General features: G+C 61.4%; 20 protein-coding genes and 1 other RNA gene. 3 read left to right on the top strand and 18 right to left on the bottom strand.

The features are described 5' to 3' along the window. Positions 1-18: 18 nt before the first annotated feature. On the top strand, positions 19-1503 hold the full coding sequence (locus TX24_RS20150; protein WP_057710943.1) for a GGDEF domain-containing protein: 1485 nt from the start codon (positions 19-21) through the stop codon (positions 1501-1503). 173 nt (positions 1504-1676) lie between these two features. Here TX24_RS20150 and lpxC read toward each other — a convergent pair whose 3' ends face one another. The 18 genes from lpxC to rsmI form a co-directional block, all read right to left on the bottom strand. Next, positions 1677-2588: a UDP-3-O-acyl-N-acetylglucosamine deacetylase gene (gene lpxC, locus TX24_RS20145; RefSeq protein ID WP_003171886.1), complete on the bottom strand. Its 912-nt coding sequence runs from the start codon at positions 2586-2588 to the stop codon at positions 1677-1679. A gap of 112 nt (positions 2589-2700) precedes the next feature. Then, positions 2701-3897 (bottom strand): cell division protein FtsZ, encoded by a 1197-nt coding sequence (gene ftsZ / locus TX24_RS20140; protein ID WP_003188685.1) that lies wholly within the window; start codon positions 3895-3897, stop codon positions 2701-2703. A gap of 75 nt (positions 3898-3972) precedes the next feature. Then, complete coding sequence (gene ftsA / locus TX24_RS20135) at positions 3973-5235, bottom strand: cell division protein FtsA (RefSeq protein WP_003188682.1); 1263 nt, start codon at positions 5233-5235, stop codon at positions 3973-3975. Between the two features lie 15 nt (positions 5236-5250). Next, positions 5251-6120 (bottom strand): cell division protein FtsQ/DivIB, encoded by an 870-nt coding sequence (locus TX24_RS20130; RefSeq protein ID WP_032893516.1) that lies wholly within the window; start codon positions 6118-6120, stop codon positions 5251-5253. 4 nt (positions 6121-6124) lie between these two features. Next, a complete protein-coding gene (locus tag TX24_RS20125; protein ID WP_003188679.1) occupies positions 6125-7081 on the bottom strand; it encodes a D-alanine--D-alanine ligase in 957 nt (318 codons plus the stop codon). Further along, a complete protein-coding gene (gene murC, locus TX24_RS20120; protein ID WP_034134894.1) occupies positions 7078-8526 on the bottom strand; it encodes a UDP-N-acetylmuramate--L-alanine ligase in 1449 nt (482 codons plus the stop codon). Before murC ends, TX24_RS20125 begins: the two co-directional genes overlap by 4 nt. Further along, positions 8519-9589, bottom strand: a complete 1071-nt coding sequence (gene murG, locus TX24_RS20115; RefSeq protein WP_057710942.1) for an undecaprenyldiphospho-muramoylpentapeptide beta-N-acetylglucosaminyltransferase — start codon at positions 9587-9589, stop codon at positions 8519-8521. Before murG ends, murC begins: the two co-directional genes overlap by 8 nt. Continuing rightward, a complete protein-coding gene (gene ftsW, locus TX24_RS20110) occupies positions 9579-10802 on the bottom strand; it encodes a putative lipid II flippase FtsW (RefSeq protein WP_003188673.1) in 1224 nt (407 codons plus the stop codon). The genes murG and ftsW overlap by 11 nt, the downstream gene beginning before the upstream one ends. Then, complete coding sequence (murD, locus tag TX24_RS20105) at positions 10799-12145, bottom strand: UDP-N-acetylmuramoyl-L-alanine--D-glutamate ligase (RefSeq protein WP_057710941.1); 1347 nt, start codon at positions 12143-12145, stop codon at positions 10799-10801. The genes ftsW and murD overlap by 4 nt, the downstream gene beginning before the upstream one ends. Before the next feature lie 6 nt (positions 12146-12151). After that, the gene (mraY, locus tag TX24_RS20100; RefSeq protein ID WP_003188670.1) at positions 12152-13234 is read right to left on the bottom strand and encodes a phospho-N-acetylmuramoyl-pentapeptide-transferase; all 1083 of its coding nucleotides are present in this window, start codon (positions 13232-13234) and stop codon (positions 12152-12154) included. Then, positions 13234-14604 carry a UDP-N-acetylmuramoyl-tripeptide--D-alanyl-D-alanine ligase gene (locus tag TX24_RS20095; RefSeq protein WP_003188669.1) on the bottom strand — a complete coding sequence of 457 codons (1371 nt, stop codon included), beginning with the start codon at positions 14602-14604 and terminating at the stop codon, positions 13234-13236. Before TX24_RS20095 ends, mraY begins: the two co-directional genes overlap by 1 nt. Continuing rightward, on the bottom strand, positions 14597-16060 hold the full coding sequence (locus TX24_RS20090; RefSeq protein WP_003188667.1) for a UDP-N-acetylmuramoyl-L-alanyl-D-glutamate--2,6-diaminopimelate ligase: 1464 nt from the start codon (positions 16058-16060) through the stop codon (positions 14597-14599). The genes TX24_RS20095 and TX24_RS20090 overlap by 8 nt, the downstream gene beginning before the upstream one ends. Then, positions 16060-17802, bottom strand: a complete 1743-nt coding sequence (locus TX24_RS20085) for a peptidoglycan D,D-transpeptidase FtsI family protein (RefSeq protein WP_019816949.1) — start codon at positions 17800-17802, stop codon at positions 16060-16062. The genes TX24_RS20090 and TX24_RS20085 overlap by 1 nt, the downstream gene beginning before the upstream one ends. Next, positions 17802-18095 (bottom strand): cell division protein FtsL, encoded by a 294-nt coding sequence (gene ftsL, locus TX24_RS20080; RefSeq protein ID WP_003188663.1) that lies wholly within the window; start codon positions 18093-18095, stop codon positions 17802-17804. The genes TX24_RS20085 and ftsL overlap by 1 nt, the downstream gene beginning before the upstream one ends. After that, a complete protein-coding gene (rsmH, locus tag TX24_RS20075; RefSeq protein ID WP_003188661.1) occupies positions 18092-19039 on the bottom strand; it encodes a 16S rRNA (cytosine(1402)-N(4))-methyltransferase RsmH in 948 nt (315 codons plus the stop codon). Before rsmH ends, ftsL begins: the two co-directional genes overlap by 4 nt. Then, positions 19036-19491 (bottom strand): division/cell wall cluster transcriptional repressor MraZ, encoded by a 456-nt coding sequence (mraZ, locus tag TX24_RS20070; RefSeq protein ID WP_003171868.1) that lies wholly within the window; start codon positions 19489-19491, stop codon positions 19036-19038. Before mraZ ends, rsmH begins: the two co-directional genes overlap by 4 nt. A 355-nt stretch (positions 19492-19846) precedes the next feature. Beyond that, positions 19847-20200: RNase P RNA component class A (gene rnpB / locus TX24_RS20995), an RNA gene on the bottom strand. Between the two features lie 96 nt (positions 20201-20296). Continuing rightward, complete coding sequence (rsmI, locus tag TX24_RS20065; RefSeq protein ID WP_034134890.1) at positions 20297-21169, bottom strand: 16S rRNA (cytidine(1402)-2'-O)-methyltransferase; 873 nt, start codon at positions 21167-21169, stop codon at positions 20297-20299. 209 nt (positions 21170-21378) lie between these two features. Here rsmI and TX24_RS20060 point away from each other — a divergent pair, with 209 nt between their 5' ends. Together TX24_RS20060 and TX24_RS20055 are read left to right on the top strand one after the other, a co-directional pair. Next, on the top strand, positions 21379-23190 hold the full coding sequence (locus TX24_RS20060; protein ID WP_057710940.1) for a penicillin-binding protein activator: 1812 nt from the start codon (positions 21379-21381) through the stop codon (positions 23188-23190). Continuing rightward, the gene (locus TX24_RS20055) at positions 23190-23561 is read left to right on the top strand and encodes a YraN family protein (RefSeq protein ID WP_003188656.1); all 372 of its coding nucleotides are present in this window, start codon (positions 23190-23192) and stop codon (positions 23559-23561) included. Before TX24_RS20060 ends, TX24_RS20055 begins: the two co-directional genes overlap by 1 nt. Positions 23562-23624 lie beyond the last annotated feature (63 nt).

Here is a 23624-nt window from a genome sequence, read left to right as displayed (position 1 = left end):
AACGCAAAAGTGTGCCCGATGAATTCAAGCCTTACGCGCCCGGAGCGCCTGCTGATCCTGGGCAGCACGCTCACGGTGTTGCTGATCGTGGGGGTCGTGACTGCGCTGCTGATTCGTGAACATGCCAACACCCTGCAGACGGCCAAGCGCACCGCCAATACCATCACGCAATTGATCGACGCTGACGTGCTGCGCAATGTCGAACTTTACGACATGGCCCTCAAAGGCTTGATCAGCGCCACCGAGCGCACCGACCTGCAAGATGTTTCAGAGAGCATCCGTCATTTGGTGCTGTTCGATCGTTCCGCTGCGGCGCCCTACAAGGGCGATATCCTGCTGTTGGACCCGGCCGGCGAGGTGATTGCCGATTCGTCCCTGCTTACGCCCAAGCTGGGTAACTTTGCCGACCGTGACTATTTTCAGGCCCACCGCAACAACCCCGACCTGGGCTTGTATATCAGCCGCCCGTTCATGGCCCGCTGTCAGTGTGACGACCCCTGGCGCATCGCGTTCAGCCGTCGCGTTTCGTCAGCGGACGGGCGTTTTCTGGGGGTGGCGGTCGCCTCCATGCGCCTGTCGTACTTTCATCAGTTGTTCAGCAGCTTGAACATCGGCAACAACAGCACCATCAACCTGCTCAACCACCAAGGCATCCTGCTCGCGCAAGAGCCTTTGCTGGAAGTGGACATCATCGATAAGGACCTGAGCCAGCGCCCGAATGTGGCGCGCATGCTGCGCGAACGGGACGGCAGCTTCCAAAGCATCTCCAGCGTCGATCGCCAGGCACGGCTCTACAGCTTTTCCAATGTGGGCGACTTGCCGCTGATCGTGGCAGTGGCCTTGTCCAGCGATGAAATGTTCGCACCCTGGCGACGTGCGGCGTGGCTGGTCAGCATCGCGACCGGAGTGTTGTGCGTGGGCTTGTTATGGCTGACCTGGGCACTGTGCATGGAGCTGCGCCGCCGCCATCGCGCCGAGCAGGTGCTGTCAGAACTGGCAGCCACCGACGCCCTTACCGGCCTGGCCAACCGCCGCACCCTGGACGAACGCTTGCGGCTGGAATGGGACCGGGCACAACGCTCGACCGAGTCGTTGAGCGTGTTGATGATCGATGTGGACCACTTCAAGGCCTTCAACGACCGTCATGGTCACCAGGGCGGCGATGAGGCGTTGCGTACAGTCGCACAGGTGATCGCCAGCCATATCCGCCGCCCTGCCGACCTGGCGGCGCGTTACGGCGGTGAAGAATTCGCGGTGGTGCTGCCCAATACCGACGCCAAGGGGGCGTGGGTGATCGCCGAGCATATCCGCGAGGGGGTCCAGCACTTGCCGAGAGTGGTCGGGGACGAGCAACCGATCACCTTAAGCATCGGCCTGAGTACCTGGCAGAAGCACAGCCGTATTTCCCTTGAAGACCTGCTGCTCAAGGCTGACCAAGCGTTGTATCAGGCCAAGCACAGCGGCCGTAACCGGACAATGGATGTTTCAAAGACCTCAAACTGATGAGGTCAATTGTGAGAGCTGGCTTGCCTGCGATCGCGGTGGGTCAGCTACCTATAAGCTAACTGGCAGGCCGCTATCGCAGGCAAGCCAGCTCCCACATTTGGATATTCGTCAGGCATAAAAAAAGGCCACCCGAAGGCAGCCTTTCAAAACTAAAGAAAGAGAGTTGTTACTTACACCGCCGCAACGGGACGCATGTAAGAGATCGGTGCGGTGCTGGCATCTTCGAAGGTCACGACTTCCCAAGCGTCTGTCTGCTCAATCAACTTGCGCAGCAGCTGGTTGTTAAGGGCGTGGCCCGACTTGAAGCCTTTGAACTCGCCTATCAGGCTATTGCCCAGCAGGTAGAGGTCACCGATTGCATCGAGGATCTTGTGCTTCACGAATTCGTCTTCATAGCGAAGGCCGTCTTCGTTCAGTACACCATCCGCGTCGACCACGATGGCGTTTTCCACGCTGCCGCCGAGTGCGAGGTTGTGCTTGCGCAGGTACTCGATGTCACTCATGAAACCAAAGGTACGGGCGCGGCTGACTTCTTTTACGAACGAAGTGCTGGAAAAATCCACGCTTGCACTTTGGGTGCGGTCACGGAATACCGGGTGATCGAAATCGATCTCAAAGCTCACTTTAAAGCCTTCGAACGGGACGAAGGTGGCGCGCTTGTCGCCGTCTTCTACTGTCACTTCCCGCAGAATGCGAATGAACTTCTTGGCTGCGTCCTGTTCTTCCAGGCCGGCAGATTGAATCAAGAATACGAAGGGGCCAGCGCTGCCATCCATGATCGGGACTTCGGACGCGGAGAGCTCGACGTAGGCGTTATCGATGCCCAGGCCAGCCATGGCCGAGAGCAAGTGCTCCACCGTGTCCACTTTGACGTCACCGTTGACCAATGTGGTCGACATAGTGGTTTCGCCAACGTTTTCCGCGCGAGCAGGAATCTGCACCACAGGGTCCAGGTCGGCACGCACAAACACGATGCCGGTGTCGACAGGTGCAGGCTTGAGGGTCAGGTATACCTTCTCCCCGGAGTGCAGACCTACACCTGTGGCACGAATAATATTCTTCAGGGTGCGTTGTTTAATCATGGCTTGGACCGCTTCAGCGCAAATTGCGAACTGGTATCAACAAAGGCTGGCGATAATAGCAGACCAGACCTTTGCTGAACACCAATCACCTTCATAGCCCTGATACATTCCATTAATCGGCCTGACGACGCAGGAATGCCGGGATGTCCAGGTAGTCCAGGTCATCTTGCGGATTCGGGCTACGGGACGCCGCAGCACCGGCCTGAGCCTGGTTGCGCATCACGGTCGGACGGTCCAGGTCACGGTAGTTCACCGACGGCAGTTCCTGGCGAGCAGGGGCTGGAGCGGCGGCTGCCTGGCTGGCCTGGCTGGTGTGCAGGGTGTTGTCGATGACCTTCACTGGCTTCTCGATTTTTGCACCCAGGCCGGTGGCAACCACGGTTACATGCAGCTCATCGCGCATGTCCGGATCGATAACGGTACCGACTTTGACCATGGCGTGCTCGGAAGCGAAGGCTTCGATGATGCTACCCACGTCGGAGTACTCACCCAGGGACAGGTCGGGACCGGCGGTGATGTTCACCAGGATGCCGCGTGCACCTTGCAGGTTAACGTCTTCGAGCAACGGGTTGCGGATGGCCGCTTCGGTGGCTTCGCGTGCACGGTTCGGACCGCTGGCGCAGCCAGTGCCCATCATCGCCATGCCCATTTCGCTCATGACCGTACGTACGTCGGCAAAGTCGACGTTGATCATGCCTGGGCGCTTGATGATGTCGGAGATACCGCGAACGGCACCGGCCAGTACATCGTCAGCCTTGGCGAAGGCAGACAGCAGGCTGGCATCCTTGCCCAGGATGGTCAGCAGTTTCTCGTTGGGGATGGTGATCAACGAGTCGACGCTTTCAGACAGCAGACGGATACCTTCGTCGGCGATCTGCATGCGCTTGCGGCCTTCGAACGGGAACGGACGCGTCACGACAGCAACGGTCAGAATCCCCATTTCCTTGGCCACTTCGGCAATGATCGGTGCAGCACCGGTACCGGTACCGCCGCCCATGCCGGTGGTGATGAACACCATGTTGGTGCCTTGCAGCACTTCGGCAATACGCTCGCGGTCTTCCAGGGCGGCTTGACGGCCGACTTCCGGATTGGCGCCAGCGCCGAGGCCCTTGGTCACCGCGGTGCCCAATTGCAGGATGGTCCGCGCGCCGATGCTTTTGAGCGCCTGGGCATCAGTGTTGGCGCAGATGAACTCAACGCCTTCAATGTTGCTCTTGACCATGTGGTTGACAGCGTTGCCGCCGCCACCGCCGACACCGATTACTTTGATAACCGGGCTAGCGGGGATGTTGTCTACGAGTTCGAACATGTTCCCTCTCCTTTCATTTTCTCTAGTTTTTTCGCCTACTGCTTGTTGCGGGTGTTGCGGTGTCGCGGTAAATCTTTAGAAATTGCCTTTTACCCAAGCCTGCAGCCGCTCGAACAACGGCGCTTTCGCCTCGTCGTCGCTGCGGTAGCTGTCACGGATGCTCGGGCCCGACAGGGAAATGCCGTCGGTCTGCTTTTGCAGCCCGTACAACAGCAAGCCCACACCGGTGGAATAAATCGGGTTGCGCACTACGTCGCCCAGGCCTTTCACGCCATGGGGCACGCCCAGGCGCACCGGCATGTGGAAGATCTCTTCGGCCAACTCGACCGCGCCTTCCATCTTCGAGGTACCACCGGTCAGCACGATGCCGGCCGGGATCAAATCTTCGTAGCCGCTGCGGCGCAGTTCAGCCTGGATCAGGGTGAACAGCTCGTCGTAACGTGGCTCGACCACTTCGGCCAGGGCCTGGCGCGACAGCTCGCGCGGTGGACGGTCACCCACGCTTGGCACCTTGATGGTCTCGCCGGCACCGGCCAGCTTGGCCAGGGCGCAGGCGTAGCGGATCTTGATTTCTTCGGCGTACTGGGTCGGTGTGCGCAACGCCATGGCGATGTCGTTGGTGACCTGGTCGCCGGCAATCGGGATCACCGCGGTGTGACGGATCGCACCCTCGGTGAAGATCGCGATGTCGGTGGTGCCGCCGCCGATGTCCACCAGGCACACGCCCAGCTCTTTTTCGTCGTCGGTGAGTACCGAGTAGGCCGAGGCCAACTGCTCGAGAATGATGTCGTCGATTTCCAGGCCGCAGCGGCGCACGCATTTTTCAATGTTCTGTGCGGCGTTGACGGCGCAGGTCACCACGTGAACCTTGGCTTCCAGACGCACGCCCGACATGCCCAGGGGCTCGCGCACGCCTTCCTGGTTGTCGATCACGTAGTCCTGCGGCAGGGTGTGCAGCACGCGCTGGTCTGCCGGGATCGCCACGGCCTGGGCAGCGTCGAGCACGCGCTCAAGGTCGGCCGAGCTGACTTCACGGTCGCGGATCGCCACGATGCCGTGGGAGTTCAGGCTGCGGATGTGGTTGCCGGCCACGCCGACGAACGCCGAGTGAATCCGGCAACCGGCCATCAGCTGCGCTTCTTCGATGGCGCGCTGGATCGATTGCACGGTGGACTCGATGTTCACCACCACGCCCTTCTTCAGGCCCCGGGACGGATGCGTGCCAATACCGACGATTTCGATCGCGCCGTCTTCCCCGACCTCGCCCACCAGCGCCACCACCTTGGAGGTGCCGATATCGAGACCGACGATCATTTTGCCGCTTTGCACGTTTGCCATGGGTCCTGCCTCTTCTTAATTCTTCGCGACAGCGGGTTGTGCTGCCGTGGGCGCAGCCGGTGTACGCCAGCCGACGGCCAGGCCGTTGGCGTAACGCAGGTCGACGCTCGCAATGTTCGTAATCTGTTCTTTCAAGGTTTTTTCATAGATGGCAATAAAGCGGCGCATCTTTTCCACCAAGCGGTCGCGTCCCAGCAACAACTCGATGCCCGGGCCGGAACTGCCTGCCCCGGTCGTCAAAAACCAGCTGCCCCGCTCACGCAATTCCAGGCGTGCAATGGAGAAGCCCAGTGGCCGCAGCATCTGGCTCAAGGCCTGGTACTGCTGCATCACTTGCTGCTGCGCCCGCTGCGGCCCGAACAGCTGCGGCAGGTGTTCGTAGTTGGCCAGCTCACGCGGGGTGAACGCCTGGCCCTGGTTGTTCAACAGCGCTTCATCGCCCCAACGGGCCACGGGCAGTTGTTCTTCCAGGCGGATCGTCACCTGGTCCGGCCATACACGGCGAACTTCGGCGTGGGCGATCCACGGCATCTGTTCCAACTCCGAGCGCATGCCCGCCAGGTCGATGGTAAAGAAGCTCGCCGCCAGGTATGGGCCGATGCGCTGCTGTACCGCTTGCTGGCTGATGTAGCTCAGGTCGCCCTGCACGCTGATCTTGGTGATCGGCCGGTCGGCATACGGCAACAGGCGCTGTGCGCCTTCGTACGTACCAAAGCCCAACACCACCAGCAGCACCGGCCAGAACAACGCCTTGATAAAACCAAAGTTGGCTTTTGGCAGGCGCGAAGACATCGGCTCTTTAGCCACCATTCGGCTTGCACCCCGTGGCACCGGCTTGCGGCTCGGTGCTTGTGGGGGCTGATGACGAAGCGATGCGCCGTTCATGTGTTTAGCCTCTTGGCTCAATGCTGTCGGCCAGGATCGCCAGCACTAACTGCTGGAAATCCAGACCGGCGGCACGGGCTGCCATGGGAACCAGGCTGTGGTCGGTCATGCCCGGTGCGGTGTTGACTTCAAGGAACCAGAAATTCCCTTGGTCATCCTGCATCACGTCTGCCCGCGCCCAACCGGCGATACCCAGCGCCTCACAGGCTTTCGCCGTGAGGTCCATCAATTCTTGTTCCTTGGTTGCTTCGAGGCCGCAGGGGATCCGGTACTGAGTATCGGAAGCCAGGTACTTGGCGTCGTAGTCATAAAAGGTGTGGGGCGTGCCCAAAGCGATGGGCGGCAATACCTGGCCACGCAGGGTGGCGATGGTGTACTCGGGACCGGAAATCCACTGTTCCACCAACACTTGCGAATCGTAGGTACTTGCCGCTTTCCATGCGTCGATCAATTCGGCGGCCGAGTTCACTTTGGCCATGCCGATACTGGAGCCTTCATGGGCTGGTTTGACGATCAAAGGCAGGCCCAGTTCCTTGGCCGCAGAAATACAATCGTCTTCGCTGCACAGTACGGCGTGACGCGGGGTCGGAATGCCCAGGCTGTGCCACACCTGCTTGGTGCGCAACTTGTCCATCGCCAAGGCCGAGGCGAGGATGCCGCTGCCGGTGTAAGGGATGCCGGCGCATTCGAGCAGGCCTTGCATGCTGCCGTCTTCACCGCCGCGGCCGTGAAGAATGAGAAAGGCGCGGTCGATCTTTTCGGCCTGCAGGCGGGCGAGGAAATCATCGCCCACATCGATACCGAACGCGTTCACGCCAGCACTTTGCAGCGCCTCAAGCACCGCATTGCCGGACTTGAGCGACACTTCGCGCTCGGCGCTCTTGCCGCCGAACAGCACGGCGACGCGACCGAAGTCGGCAGGCGCAAGGGTGGAAAACAGGGAGCCGTAGTCAGTGATCATTTCGACTTCCCCTTGGCCGCGGCTGCAAACAGCGGGCTCGCCAGCAACTTGGGCGCAAGGCCACCGATATCACCGGCGCCCTGGCACAGCAGGATGTCGCCGGCACGCAGCAGCGGCTTGACGATAGGCGCCAGGTCCACGCCACGCTCGATGTAGATCGGGTCCAGCTGGCCGCGCTGGCGGATGCTGTTGCACAGCTTGCGGCTGTCAGCGCCCGGGATCGGTTCTTCACCGGCCGGGTAGACTTCCATCAGCAACAGGACGTTGGCATCGGCCAGTACATTGACGAAATCGTCGTACAGGTCGCGGGTGCGGCTGTAGCGGTGCGGCTGGTACACCATCACCAGGCGGCGCTCCGGCCAGCCACCGCGCACGGCCTTGATCACGGCCGCAACTTCGGTCGGGTGGTGACCGTAGTCGTCCACCAGCATCACGTCACCGCCTTCAACCGGCAGTTGGCCGTAGACCTGGAAACGACGGCCCACCCCGGCAAAGCGCGACAGGCCTTCGACGATGGCTTCATCGCTGACGCCTTCATCGGTAGCAATGCAGATGGTCGCCAAAGAGTTCAGCACGTTGTGGTTGCCCGGCATGTTCACCGACACGTCCAGCGGCTCGCGATCAGGACGCAGCACGGTGAAGAAGGTTTGCATGCCTTCCTGGCGCACATTGATTGCGCGCACGTCGGCGTCTTCGCTGAAGCCGTAGGTCACGGTCGGGCGCTTGACCTGAGGCAGGATTTCACGCACCACCGGGTCGTCCAGGCACACCACGGCCAAACCGTAGAACGGCAGGTTGTGCAGGAAGTCGACGAAGGTTTTCTTCAATTTGTTGAAGTCACCGTCGTAGGTCGCCATGTGGTCTTCGTCGATGTTGGTGACGACGGCGACCAGCGGTTGCAGGTGCAGGAAGCTCGCGTCACTTTCATCGGCTTCGGCGATCAGGTAGCGGCTGGTGCCGAGCTGGGCATTGGTGCCAGCTGCATTCAGGCGGCCACCGATGACGAAGGTCGGGTCCAGGCCACCGGCGGCGAACACCGAGGCGATCAGGCTGGTGGTGGTGGTCTTGCCATGGGTACCGGCGACGGCGATGCCGTGGCGATAGCGCATCAGCTCGGCGAGCATCTCGGCACGCGGCACCACTGGAATACGGCGTTCAAGGGCAGTGGCCACTTCCGGGTTGGAGGTGTTCACGGCACTGGACACCACCAGCACGTCGGCCTCGGCAGCGTTCTCGGCACGGTGGCCGATAAAGATCTGCGCACCGAAGGACTTCAGGCGATCAGTGACCGGCGACTCTTTCAAGTCCGAGCCGGACACCTGGTAGCCCAGGTTCAGCAACACTTCGGCAATCCCGCACATGCCCACGCCACCGATACCGACGAAGTGAATACGGCGGATGCGGCGCATCTCGGGTTGCGGCATGGCTTTCTGATTCTCAACCATGGGCCACCTCCAGGCAGATATCGACCACGGTACGGGTTGCGTCAGGTTTGGCCAGGCGGCTTGCGGTGCTCGCCATGCTGTTGAGTCGTTCCGGTTGCATCAAAACCTCGGTCAGGCGAGCGGCCAAATCGGCGGCGCCAGTCGTTCTTTGCGGCAGCAGGAAGGCAGCGCCCTCCCCGGCCAAATATTCGGCGTTGCGAGTCTGGTGATCGTCGATGGCGTGGGGCAAAGGCACCAGCAAGGACGGCAGACCGGCGGCCGCCAGTTCACTGACGGTCAGCGCACCAGCGCGGCAGACCACCAGGTCGGCCCAGCCATAGGCTTGGGCCATGTCTTTGATGAAGGGCTGTACATTGGCCTCTACACCGGCCTCGCGATAACGCGCGGCGGTGACTTCATCGTGGTTCTTGCCGGCCTGGTGGAAGATCTCCGGGCGCACATCCTCAGGAAGTTGCGCAACGGCTTCAGGCAGCAATTTGTTCAGAGGCTCGGCGCCCAGGCTTCCGCCCAGGATCAGCAGGTGTGCCTTGCGCCCCGCCAGCGCGTCACGCGCAATGGCCATGAACAGTTCGGTACGCACCGGGTTGCCGGTGGTGCGAAGCTTGTCGGAGGCGGCGAAGGTTTTCGGAAAGGCTTCACACACCCGCGCAGCCAACGGCACCAGCAGGCGGTTGGCGGTACCGGCGACGGCGTTCTGTTCGTGGACGATCACCGGCACGCCCGCGAGTTTCGCCGCGACGCCACCGGGGCCGGTCACATAACCGCCAAAGCCGAGCACACACACTGGCTTGAGCTCGCGAATGATCTTGCGCGCCTGCATGACCGCCTTGAGCAGCACGAACGGCGCCTTGAGCAGCGACAACTTGCTCTTGCCACGCAAACCGGTGACTTTGATCAAATGCAGCGGCAAGCCGGCATTAGGCACCAATTCGTTTTCGATGCCACGGGGTGTACCCAGCCAGTGCACGGTGTAGCCACGGTTCTGGAATTCACGGGCGCAAGCCAGGGCCGGGAACACATGCCCCCCGGTGCCGCCTGCCATGATCAGCACATTAGCGCCCATGGGTCGGCTCCTCGGCGAAGTCGCTCTCGCTGAACTCCATCTCTTCGCTGCCCAGGTGGGTACGACTCTCCCACTCGATACGTAGCAGCAAGCCGAGACAGGCGCAGCAAATCACCAACGAACTGCCGCCGTAACTGAGGAACGGCAAGGTCAGGCCCTTGGTCGGCAGCAGGCCGACGTTCACGCCGATGTTGATCAGGAACTGGCCGATCCACAGGAAGGCCAACCCATAAGCCACGTAGGCAGCGAAGAACTGCTTGGCCTTCTCGGCCCACAAGCCGATGTACATGGCGCGCACGCAAACGAACACAAACAGCGCAACGGTGCACAGCGATCCCACCACACCCAACTCCTCGGCCAATACCGAGAACACGAAGTCGGTGTGGGCTTCCGGCAGGTAGAACTGCTTCTGCACACTGTTGCCCAGGCCCACGCCCAGCCACTCGCCGCGACCGAAGGCAATCAGCGCCTGGGTCAACTGGTAGCCGGAGCCGAACTGGTCGGACCAGGGGTCGGTGAAGGTGATCAAACGCGCCATCCGGTAGGGCTGCGCCTGCACCAGGATGGTCACCGCCGCGACCGCCAGCACCACCATCAAGGTGAAGCGGAACAGCCCGACGCCACCCAGGAACAGCATCGCGGCGGCGGCGCCCATCATCACCACCGTGGCCCCGAAGTCGGGCTCCATCAGCAACAGGCCAGCCATGGGCAGCAGCACGATGAACGGCTTGAAGAAGCCCATCCAGCTTTCGCGTACTTCTTTCTGGCGGCGCACCAGGTAACCGGCGAGGTAGATCACCACGAACACCTTGGCGATTTCCGAAGGCTGCACGTTGAACGCGCCGAAGCCGATCCAGCGCATTGAACCGTTCACCTCGCGGCCAATGCCCGGCACGATCACCATGACCAGCAAGCCGAACGCACCGATCAGCATCAGCCAACCCAGACGCTGCCAGGTGGCAATCGGGATCATCATGGTGACGATGCAGGCGCCCAGGCCGATCACCAGGTACACCAGGTGACGGATCATCATGTACAGCGTGTTGCCCGACTGCACGGCAGCCACTTCGGAGGACGCCGAGGTGATCATCACCAGGCCCAGGCCGAGCAGCGCCAGGCAACCGGCGAGCATAGGGAAATCAAGGTCAATGCCGCGCCCGGTAATGATCGGCGACGGGTAGGGCTTGATGATGTTTCTCAGGTTGAGGCTCATGCCAAAGCCTCCACGGCGCGGGCGAACAGGTGGCCGCGCTCTTCATAGTTCTTGAACATGTCGAAGCTGGCGCACGCGGGCGACAGCAACACCGCATCGCCGGGCTGGGCCAGGGCTTTGCACTGGGCAATGGCGTCGTCCAGGGAAGCTGCGCGTACTTGCGGTACAGCGTCACCGAGGGCGGCGGCGATCAGGTCCGAATCGCGGCCCATCAGCACCACGGCGCGGCAATGGGCGGCCACTGGCGCTTTAAGGTCCTTGAAGTCGGCACCCTTGCCATCACCACCGGCGATCAGCACCAGCTTGCCGTCGATATCGGCACCCAGGCCTTCGATGGCCGCCAGGGCCGCACCGACGTTGGTGGCTTTGGAGTCGTTGTAATAGCTGACGCCATTGAGGTCGCGCACCCACTGGCAGCGATGCTCAAGCCCGGCAAAGGTGCGCAGGCTGGCGAGCATGGCGTCGAATGGCAGGCCAACCGCGTGACCGAGCGCCAAGGCCGCCAGGGCATTGGACTGGTTGTGTGCGCCACGGATCTTCAGTTCGCGTACCGGCATCAGGTTCTGGAATTCGAACGCCAGGTATTTCTCGCCGTTCTCTTCACGAATGCCGAAGCCTTTGAAGTCCGGTTTGCCCAGGCCGAACGTCCAGCAGGGCATGCCCTCGCCCATCAGCGGACGGCTCAGGGCATCCTGACGGTTGACGACAAATTGCCTGGCGCCACGGAAAATCCGGTGCTTGGCCAGGTGATAAGCCGGCAGGCCGCTGTAGCGGTCCATATGGTCTTCGCTGACGTTCAGTACCGTCGCCACTTCGGCGCCCAGGTCGTGGGTGGTTTCCAACTGGAAGCTCGACAATTCCATCACGTACAGCTCGACGTCGTCGCTGAGCAGGTCCAGGGCCGGCACGCCAAGATTGCCGCCGACAGCCACACGCTTGCCCGCCGTCGCCGCCATCTCGCCGACCAGGGTGGTGACGGTGCTCTTGGCGTTGGAACCGCTGATGGCCACGATCGGCGCCTTCGCGTTGCGCGCGAACAGGTCGATATCGCCGGACAGCTTCACGCCACGGGCCGCCGCTGCTTGCAGGGCCGGTGTCGCCAGGGCCAGGCCCGGGCTCACGTAGAGCTCATCGGCACGGCACAGAAACTCGACATCCAGCTCGCCACAACGCACTTCCACGTGCGGGTAGTCACGGCGCAGCGTGACCAGCTCCGGTGGATTTTCCCGCGTATCGGCCACAGCAAACGACGTGCCCCGGTTCGCCAGGAAGCGAACCAGGGACATGCCGCTCTTGCCGAGGCCGACAACGATGCGGAAGTGGTCTGAAGCGATCAGGGACACTCGTTTCTACCTCAGTTTCAGGGTGGCAAGGCCGACCAGTACCAGAATCACGGTGATGATCCAGAAGCGGACAATCACGCGTGGCTCAGGCCAGCCCTTGAGTTCAAAGTGGTGGTGAATCGGCGCCATGCGGAACACGCGGCGCCCGGTCAACTTGAAGGACGCGACCTGGATGACCACCGACAGGGTTTCCATCACGAACACGCCGCCCATGATGAACAGCACGATTTCCTGGCGAACGATCACCGCGATGGTGCCCAAGGCCGCGCCCAGCGCCAGTGCGCCGACGTCGCCCATGAAGACTTGTGCCGGGTAGGTGTTGAACCACAGGAACCCCAGGCCGGCACCGATCAGCGCGCCGCAGAACACGATCAGTTCACCAGCGCCCGGTACATAAGGAATCAACAGGTATTCCGCGAATTTCACGTTACCCGACAGGTAGCAGAAGATGCCGAGCGCGCCGCCCACCATCACCGTCGGCATGATCGCCAGGCCGTCGAGGCCGTCGGTCAGGTTCACCGCGTTGCTGGAGCCGACGATCACGAAGTAGGTCAGCACCACAAAACCAACACCCAGCGGGATGCTCACGTCCTTGAGCATCGGGATGATCAACGTGGTTTCCACGGCACTTGGCGCGGTGGTGTACAGGAAGATCGCGGCGGCCAGGCCGAACACCGACTGCCAGAAATACTTCCAGCGGCTTGGCAGCCCCTTGGAGTTTTTCTCGATCACTTTGCGGTAGTCATCCACCCAGCCGATGGCACCGAACAGCAGGGTCACCAGCAGCACCACCCACACGTAGCGGTTATGCAGGTCGGCCCACAGCAAGGTGCTGACGCCGATGGACGACAGAATCAGCGCACCGCCCATGGTGGGCGTGCCGGACTTGGACAGGTGCGACTGCGGGCCGTCGTTACGAACCGATTGACCAATTTGCAGGTTCTGCAGGGTGCGGATCATCCACGGCCCTAAAAACAGCGACAAAGACAGCGCGGTCAGCACACCCAGGATCCCGCGCAGGGTCAGGTACTGGAAGACCGCGAAGCCTTTGTGGAACTGTTGCAGATACTCAGCCAGCAGCAGCAGCATTAATGTTTCTCCGTACTTGAGCCACACAAGGCTGCGACGACGTTTTCCATCACCGCGCTGCGCGATCCCTTGATCAAAATGGTTGTGTGTGTGTCATGTTCAGCCGCCGTCAACGCCTGGATCAGCTCGGCCTGGCTGGCGAAGTGCCGCGCGCCAGGGCCGAAAGCGTTGACCGCATGGGCCATGTTCGTACCAACGGCGTAGAGCGCGTCCACTTTGCCGGCGGCATAGGCGCCGACTTCACGGTGGCCTTGTTCAGCCCAATCGCCCAGTTCGCCGATGTCGCCCAGTACCAGGACCTTGCGCCCATCAAAGCCTTTGAGCAGGTCCACAGCGGCATTGATGGAGGACGGGTTGGCGTTGTAGGTGTCATCGATCACGCGCATGCCGTTGCCAGCCAGTTGCGCCACGGTGCGGCCCTTGACTGGCTGCACCGCGCCCAGGCCTGTGGCAATACCGAACAGCGACACACCCAGGGCATGGGCGGCAGCGGCGGCGGCCAAGGCGTTGGCGACGTTATGGTTGCCTAGCAAATTCAACTGCACGTGCTCATCACCTTGCGGGGTGTGCAAGGTGAAAGACGGGCAGCCACGGGCATCGACATTGATGTTGGAGGCGTAAAAATCGGCTGCGGCATTGAGCACCGCAAACGTCAGGACCTTGCGACCGGCGGCGCGTACATGCCAGGTCTCGAAGGCCTTGTCATCCAGGTTCAGTACCGCAGTGCCCGAAGCGTCGAGGCCTTCAAGGATTTCGCCCTTGGCTTCGACGATTTTTTCCGGGCCGCCGAACTCGCCGACATGGGCGGTACCGGCGTTATTGATGATCGCCACGTGCGGCTGGGTCAGCGCCACGGTGTAGGCGATTTCGCCGATGCGCGAAGCCCCCAGTTCGATCACTGCCGCCGTGTGTTCCGGGGCCAGTTCGAGCAGGGTCAGCGGTGCGCCGAAATCATTGTTCAGGTTGCCACGGGTCGCGAGTACCGGCCCGCGCGTGCGCAAGACGCCGGCAAGCAGTTCCTTGACCGTGGTCTTGCCGCTGGAACCGGTAATGGCCGCCACCGGCTTATCAAAAGCGGCGCGGTTAAGCGCGCCCAGTTGGCCCAGGGCCAGGCGGGTGTCGGCTACCAGCAATTGCGGCAAGGCGGAATCGGCCACTTCACGCTGAACCAAGGCACCGACGGCACCTTTGGCGGCAACGTCGTTGAGGTAGTCGTGGCCATCGAAACGCGGGCCGGCCAGGGCGACAAACAGTTGCCCCGGCTGGATGTTACGGCTGTCGATACTCACGCCATTGAATGTGCAGTCGCTCGACAGCACACGGGCCGACAGGGCCTGGGCCAGCTCGCTGAATGTCATCGCTTTAAGCATGGGCGACCTCCCAGGCGGTCAGGGCGTGATCCGCCTCGACCAGATCAGAGAAGGCATGGCGCTCACCGTTGATTTCCTGATAGTCCTCGTGACCTTTACCCGCCAGCACCACTACGTCGTCCGCGCCGGCACTGGCGATCAACTGCGCAATGGCGGCGCCACGGCCCGCGACAAAGGTGGCCTTGGAGGCGTCTTTGAAGCCGACACGGATGTCGTCGAAAATCTGGCTCGGGTCTTCGCTGCGTGGGTTGTCGTCGGTGACGAGTACGCCATCGGCCAGGCGCTCGACAATCTCGGCCATCAATGGGCGCTTGCCGCGATCGCGATCACCGCCGCAACCGAACAGGCACAACAGTTTGCCCTTGGCATGTGGGCGCAGGGCTTCGAGGACTTTTTCCAGGGCATCCGGTGTGTGGGCGTAATCGACCACCACCAACGGTTGCGTGCCGCCACCCAGGCGCTGCATGCGACCGGCCGGGCCTTCCAGCTTCGGCAGTACCCGCAGGATTTCATCCAGGGCGTAGTCCAGGCCCAGCAGTGCGCCGATAGCGGCGAGCACGTTACTCAGGTTGAACCGCCCGAGCAAGGTGCTGCGCAAGTGGTGCTCGCCCTGCGGCGTCACCAAGGTGGCACGCACGCCTTCGTCATTGAATTGGGCTTCGCGGCAATACAGGTAGGCGCTGGCATCTTGCAGGCTATAGCTGATCAAGCGCGCGTCGCTGTCTTGGCCCGCCAGTTGGCGGCCAAACGCGTCGTCGAGGTTGACCACCCGGCACTTCAGGTCATTCCAGGCAAACAGCTTGGCCTTGGCTGCGGCGTACGCTTCCATGGTGCCGTGGTAGTCGAGGTGATCGCGGGACAGGTTGGTCATCACCGCCACGTCAAAGGCCAGGGCAGTGACACGCCCTTGGTCCAGACCGTGGGAAGACACTTCCATGGCAACCGCCTTGGCGCCGGCCTTTTTCAGGTCGGCCAGGGTCGCTTGTACGGCAATCGGGTTTGGCGTGGTGTGTAGGCCGCTTTGCAGCGCGCCATAGAAACCGGTGCCCAGGGTGCCGACGATGCCGCAGTGCTGACCCAGCAGGTCCAACGCCTGGGCGACCAATTGGGTCACGCTGGTCTTGCCGTTGGTACCCGTCACGCCCACCAGGTTGAGTTGGCGGCTCGGGTCACCGTAGAAACGCCCGGCGATGTCAGAAAGCTGCGCAGCCAGGCCCTTGACCGGAATCAACGGCACATCGGTGATCGGCAGCACGGTGGCGCCTTGCACTTCATAGGCGACCGCAGCCGCACCGCGTTGCAGGGCATCGGCGATATGCGCACGGCCATCGAGCTTACCGCCGGGTACCGCCAGGAACAGATCACCGGCGCGCACATTACGGCTGTCCAGGGTCAGCTCACGAATCAGCAGATCGTGGCCGGCATGGGCAAAAATCTTGTTCAGGCTAAGAGACATCAGCCGCGCCCTCCATTGGCTTTAACAGCAGCGGCCGGCGGGCCGGCGTTGGCTTGTTGGGTCGGCGGCAGGTTGTCCGGCGTGATGTTCATCAGGCGCAGGGTGCCGGACATCACTTTGCTGAACACCGGGGCCGAAACCAGGCCACCGAAGTAGCCGGCTTTACTAGGCTCGTCGATGACCACGACGATGGCGTAGCGCGGGTCGCTCATTGGGCCGAAGCCGGCGAACAGCGAACGGTAGGAGTTTTCGGCATAGCCTTTGGTGCCCACCGAAGTCTTACGCGCCGTACCCGACTTGCCCGCAACGTGGTACGCCGGCACCTGGGCGCGGAATACGCCACGCGGTGCCTCGATCACTTGTTGCAGCATGCCTTGCATGGTCTTGGCGACGTTTTCCGGGATCACTTGGGTGGCTTTTGGCGCTTCGTCGACATGGATCAGGCTCAGTGGAACCATGCGGCCGTTATTGGCCAATACCGAGAAAGCGTGGGCCAACTGGATGGCGGTCACCGACAGGCCGTAGCCGTAGGACAGCGTGGCAGTCTCGGCTTTTCTCCATTCGCGGTAGTTCGGCAGGTTGCCCACGCGCTCACCTGGGAAATCGAGGCCGGTGGGTTGCCCCAGGCCGATTTTTTGCGCCAGGTGATAGATCGTTTCACCGCCAATGTCGAAGGCAACCTTACTCATGCCCACGTTACTGGAGTTGATCAGGATGCCTGTCAGATCCAGCACCGGACCTTCAGTGCGGGATACGTCACGAATAGTGTATTTGCCCAACTGCAAGGTGCCTGGGTAAACCTCGACCTTGTCGCTAGGTTTCCAGCGCCCGGTTTCCAGGGCAGCGCTCATGGAGATGGCTTTCATGGTCGAACCCGGCTCGAACACGTCGATCATTGCGCGGTTACGCATCATCGCCGGTTGCAGGTTGCGACGGTTGTTGGGGTTATAGGTCGGCTGGTTGACCATGGCGAGGATCTCGCCGGTCTTCACGTCCATGATCACCAGGCTGCCGGCTTTGGCGCCGTTCTCGATGATCGCGTTACGCAGTTCGCGGTTGGCCAGGTATTGCAGGCGCAAATCGATCGACAACGCCAGAGGCTTGCCGGCCTTGGCGTTTTTGGTGACCTGGACGTCCTTGATCAATCTGCCGCGCCGATCCTTGATGACCTGGCGTTTGCCCGGAACCCCAGCCAGCCACTCGTCATAGGCCAGTTCGACCCCTTCGCGGCCGTGGTCATCGATGTCGGTGAAGCCCACCATGTGCGCGGTGGTTTCACCGGCCGGGTAGAAACGACGAAACTCCTCGATGCCGTAGACACCGGGGATTTTAAGGTCGAGCACTTGCTGGCCTTGCTCAGGGGTAAGCCCGCGCACCAGGTAGATGAATTCTTTGTTGGCCTGGGCTTCCAGGCGCTCGGTCAGGGCCTTGCGGTCTTGCCCCAGGGCAGCCGCCAGTTCAGGCCACTTGTCCTTGGCAACTTGCAGTTCCTTGGCGTTGGCCCACAGGGTGGTCACCGGGGTACTGACGGCCAGGGGCTCGCCATTACGGTCGGTGATCAGGCCGCGGTGTGCAGGAATCGGAATATGCCGCAGGCTGCGGGCGTCACCCTGGCCGATCAGGAAGTCGCGGTCGACGACCTGCAGGTCGAAGATGCGCCAGACGATCGCGCCCACCATCAATGCCAGCAAGCCGAGCATCAGGCGAAAGCGCCACGGGTAGAGTGCCCCTTCGAGTTTCATCATGGCGCCACCATGCGGACTTCAGCCGCGCCAGGGATGTGCATCTTCAGCTGTTCGGTGGCCAGCACTTCGATACGGCTGTGGGCCGTCCAGGTGCTTTGCTCAAGGATCAACCGGCCCCACTCTGCCTGGGCTTTATCACGCACGCTCAATTCCCCGTACAGGGTATTGAGCAACTGACGGTTCCAGTGGGCGCTGTAGGACACCGCAATCGCGGACACCAGCACGCCGACAAATAGCAGCAACATAAAGAAGCTGCCGCCCGGGAGGGGCTTGGCGAAAAGCTTGCTCACCGCAACTTCTCCGCAACACGCATGACGGCGCTACGGGAACGTGGGTTGGCCTTGAGTTCGGCTTCGGAAGCGAACTGCGCTTTGCCATGGATTTTGATTTTCGGCACAAAGGCTTCGAAACGCACCGGCAGGTTACGCGGCAGGTTATCGGATTCGCCCTTGACCAGACGACGCATGAAGAGTTTGACGATGCGGTCTTCCAGGGAGTGGAAGCTGATCACCACCAGGCGACCGCCCACTTCCAAAGCATCCAGAGCGGCTTCGAGGCCGGCTTCCAGATCGCCCAATTCGTTGTTGACGTGAATGCGCAGGCCCTGGAACGCACGGGTCGCCGGGTTCTTGCCCTTTTCCCAGGCCGGATTGGCGACCTTCAGCACTTCGGCCAGGTCAGCGGTGCGTTCGAACGGCTGGATTTCGCGGCGCTCGACCACGGCACGCGCCATGCGCCCGGCGAAGCGCTCTTCACCATATTCCTTGAACACACGGGCGATTTCTTCCACCGGTGCGGTGGCGATGAACTGTGCAGCACTGACCCCACGGGTAGGGTCCATGCGCATGTCGAGGGGGCCGTCGTTCATGAAGCTGAAGCCGCGCTCCGGGTCATCGAGCTGCGGCGAAGACACGCCCAGGTCGAGCAGAACCCCGGCCACCTTGCCCGCCATGCCGCGCTCGGCAACTTCGGCGCCCAGCTCGGCAAAGCTGCGCTGCACAACGACAAAGCGGCCGTCTTCGGCCGCTAGCGCTTGCCCGGTGGCAATCGCTTGAGGATCTTTGTCGAACCCGAGGAGTTTGCCGTCGGACCCGAGCTGGCTGAGTATCAACCGGCTATGCCCGCCCCTGCCGAATGTGCCATCGACATAGCAGCCATCGGCACGTACGGCGAGAGCCTCAACGGCTTCGTCAAGCAGTACGGTGATGTGGTTAAAGCCGCTATCAATAGTCACAGGATCAAATCACGCAGTTCATCAGGCATGGCGCCCGGTTGTTGAATAGCAGCCAGGTCCGCTGCAGACACAGCATCCCAGGCATCTTCGTCCCACAATTGGAACTTGTTCAGTTGGCCTACCAGCATTGCGCGCTTGTCCAGCTTGGCGTACTCGCGCAGTCGCGGAGGCACCAGGAAACGACCGCTGCCATCGAGTTCAAGGTCGACGGCATTACCGATCAGCAAACGCTGAAGGCGGCGGTTTTCTTCTCGCAATGAAGGCAGCGCGCGCAACTTGGTTTCAATCAACTCCCACTCGTCGAGGGGGTAAACACACAAACAGGGGTCAACGGCGTCAATCGTGATGATTAACTGCCCTGAACTTCGCGAAATGAGCTCGTCACGATACCGGCTCGGCATGGCGAGACGGCCTTTTGCATCGAGACTGATAGCGTTAGCTCCGCGAAACACAGATGCGTTTCTCCAAATTTTAGCGTTTTACGTTCAAAAAACCCACTTTGTGCCACTTTCCGCCACTTGCGCACACTATAGGAATGCGCCCACCACACCGTCAAGGCGCGTATTCAAGGAAAAGCCTTACAGAACGGAGATTTAGGAAGGTAAAGGGAGGAGAAACGAGAGTTTTGCGATGTTTTTGACTCAACAACAGCAAACAGCTCAAAGAGCTAGGGCTTAAAGTTAAAGTGTTTTATTAAGAGTAAGATTTTTTTGGTATTACGAAGATGCATCTGCCAATGATTTGGCAGGGAGGGATTCTTGCGTTACTACCGGGTTTGCGCACGAGATTCGAACGCAAGGAGAAAAGGTGGAGAGTCGATCTGTAAGCCGGGTTCTGTCTTGAACAGTCATTCGTCTACGATGGCCATCACTGGACATCTTTAGCAACCTACCCGGTCCCAGCGCGGGCCACGCCTTGGGACCCTATTTGGTCTTGCTCCAAGTGGGGTTTACCTAGCCACGAACTGTTGCCAGTCGTGCGGTGCGCTCTTACCGCACCTTTTCACCCTTACCGGCACCGAAGTGCTTAGGCGGTTATTTTCTGTGGCACTTTCCGTAGGCTCACGCCTCCCAGGCATTACCTGGCACTTCGCCCTATGGAGCCCGGACTTTCCTCCCCCCCCTAATTTTCATAGAGGGCAGCGACTGTCCAATCGACTCTCCGCCGCGAAGGTTAACGGCACGGCGGCTTGAGGACAAGTATTAAAAGTGCAGCATTGCCATCACGTTCAGACGAAATACAGTTTTGGCCCCGGAACTATTCGGCCTTCTGTTTATCGAGCGCGACCTGATACAACACATTCTTGCGCACCCCGGTAATTTCGGCAGCCAGGGCGGCGGCGCGCTTGAGTGGCATTTCCTTGAGCAACAAATCGAGGATGCGCATGGCCTCGCTGCCCACCGCGTCTTCACTCTCCGGCGCGGTCCAGCCGGCTACCAGCACCACGCATTCGCCGCGCTGCTGATTGCTATCGCCCTCGACAAACGCCCGCAACGCCTCCAGCGGCAGCCCCTTGAGGGTTTCGAAGGTCTTGGTCAACTCCCGGGCCAGCAAGGCCAGGCGCTCGCCGCCAAACACCAGCTCCATGTCTTGCAGGCATTCAAGAATGCGATGCGGGGCCTCATAGAAGATCAAGGTGCGCGGTTCTTCTTTAAGTGCCTGCAGACGCGCCCGACGCCCTACAGCCTTGGCGGGCAGGAAGCCTTCGAAGATAAAGCGGTCCGAGGGCAACCCGGCGGCCGATAATGCAGCAATCAGCGCGCAGGCTCCTGGAACAGGCACTACATTGATACCAGCGGCGCGCGCCTGGCGGACCAGGTGGTAACCAGGGTCGGAAATCAGCGGCGTGCCCGCGTCGGAAATCAGTGCGACGTCATCACCCGCCAAAAGGCGCGTGATGAAGCGGCTACCCTCTTCACGTTCGTTGTGTTCGTGGCAGGCCGCTAATGGCGTGCTGATACCAAAATGCTGCATCAACCGTTGGGAGTGCCGCGTGTCTTCTGCCGCGATCAATTTCACCTCGCGCAACACCTTCAGCGCCCGGGCACTGATGTCGTCCAGGTTGCCAATGGGCGTCGCCACCACAAAAAGCGAGCCTGCAGTGGAATTCAAAGGACCTGGAGCAGTCAAAGCGCACACCTCGATGGTTGGCAAAAGTCACATTGTAGCGCGTAGAAGCCTTGAAAATATGCCATCACGGCCGATGCCGTTTCAGCCACCGTCAGCTACTGGCAACATTTGCACGACCTAAATCCACGGTTTAACGCCATGAACATCGCGCCTGGGCCAGTGCTTGGGTACACTTCCACGCTAATTTGATCGGTATCAGGAACACTTACATGATCGCTTGCCTGCGGCTGCTCTCCGCCCTCTGCCTCGCTGCCTTGCTGGCCGCTTGCGCCAGTTCGCCCTCCTCCAGTCTTGGCGAACTGCCACGCACGCCCGATGCCAGTATCGAGCAACTGCTCGAACAGGCGACGAACGCCAAGACGCCAGAAAAAGCCGCGTTGCTGCGCCTGAGCGCGGCAGACCTGGCCTACCAGCAGAACAATCCCGGCCGCTCCTCGCAGATCCTTGCGCAAGTGCCCCTGGATGCCCTGAAGCCAGCCGCGCAAGTATTTGCCAGCACCCTGGCCGCAGAACTGGCCATGGGGCGCAACCAGCCCAAGGCGGCCTTGGCAGCGCTGAACCACCCCAGCCTGCAAAGCCTGAAGGAACTGCCGACTGACCAGCAGATCCGCACCGGCACCGTGCATGCACGCGCCTATGAAGCCGACGGCCAGACCCTCGCCGCCGCTCGTGAGCGCGTGGCCATGGCGCCCCTGCTGACGGGTGATGCTGCCAGCAGCAACCACGAAGCCATTTGGGTATTGATTGCCGCGCTGCCAGCCGAACAGCTGCAAGCCACCGGCAACCCGACACTCGATGGCTGGATCACCCTGGCCCAGGCGGTCAAGGGCGCCGGTACGCTGGAGCAACAACAAGCCGCCATCGACACCTGGCGCGCGCAGAACCCGGGCCACCCGGCGGCGGTGCAACTGCCAGCGCCGCTGACCAAGCTCAAGGAACTGGCCAGCCAGCCCCTGAACAAGATCGCCCTGCTGCTGCCCCAGGAAGGCCCGCTGGCCGCTGTGGGCAAAGCGCTGCGCGAAGGCTTCATGGCGGCTCACTACCAGGCTGAGCAAGCCGGGCAAAAGCCACCGGTTATCGAGTTCTATGACAGCTCGCGCCTGACCTCCCTCGACGACTTCTACGCCAAGGCCCAGGCCGCCGGCGTGCAACTGGTGGTCGGCCCGCTGGAAAAACCGCTGGTCAAGCAACTCAGCGCACGCCCGCAGTTGCCGATCACCACCCTGGCCCTGAACTACAGCGAGACCGATCAAGGCCCGGCGCAGCTGTTCCAGTTCGGCCTGGCCGCTGAAGACGAAGCCCGCGAAGTATCGCGCCGAGCGCGTGCCGATGGCCTGCATCGCGCCGCCGCCATGGTGCCCCGTGGCGAATGGGGTGAGCGCGTGTACAAGGCGTTCCGCCAGGATTGGGAAGCCAATGGTGGCACCGTCATGGGCGTGGAATATGTCGATCAGCCTGTGGCCCTGGCCCAGCAGATCGCCGATCTGTTCCAACTGCGCAAGAGCGAAGGCCGCGCCAAGAGCCTGCAAAGCACGGTCGGCACCGACGTGGCCGCCCAGCCTTCGCGTCGCCAGGACATCGAGTTCATCTTCCTGGCCGTCACGCCGCAACTGGCCCAGCAGATCAAACCGACCCTGAACTTCCAATACGCCGGCGATGTGCCGGTGTACGCGACCTCTCACGTGTTCAGTGCCAGCGGTGACCGCAACCAGTACCTGGACATGACCAATGTGATGTTCTGCGAAACCCCTTGGCTGCTTAACACCACCGACCCGCTGCGCAACCAAGTCGCCGCACAATGGCCGCAAGCCAATGGCAGCCTGGGCCGCCTCTATGCGATGGGCGTGGATGCCTACCGCCTGGCGCCACGCCTGGGCCAGCTCAAGGCACTGCCGGACACTCGTGTCGACGGCCTCTCGGGCAACCTGGGCATCAGCGCCAACCAGCGCGTAGATCGCCAGATGCCGTGGGCGAAGTTCGTCGGCGGCGACATTCAGCGCCTGCCTGATACCCCACGCTGATGCCCGAGCGGTCCAGCGCACAAAGCGGCAAGGATGCCGAACTGCATGCACTCAATTACCTGCAACAACAGGGTCTGCGCCTTCTGGCGCAGAACTGGTTATGTAAACGCGGCGAGCTTGATCTGGTCATGCTTGACGGCGATACAGTAGTATTCGTCGAAGTCCGCTACAGAAAACACGCACAATGGGGTGGCGCGCTCGCCAGTATCGACGGGCGCAAGCGTCAAAAGCTGATACTCGCTGCGCAGTTTTTTCTGCAAAAAGAGCATCGCTGGGCTGACTGCCCCTGCCGTTTCGATGTGGTTGCCATGGAAAGCACCCCGTCAGGCACAGCTGATCTGACCTGGCTCAAAAATGCCTTCGACAGCTGATTCGCCGGGCACCTTCACCACTCATTTTTGCTCTTTGCTTTGCGGGCTGCACATTACCTGTGC

Source organism: Pseudomonas lactis, assembly GCF_001439845.1.
In the GTDB taxonomy this organism is placed as follows: Bacteria; Pseudomonadota; Gammaproteobacteria; order Pseudomonadales; family Pseudomonadaceae; genus Aquipseudomonas; species Aquipseudomonas lactis.
Note: the sequence above shows the minus strand (reverse complement) of the source record. Positions and strands in the feature narration are given on the sequence as shown.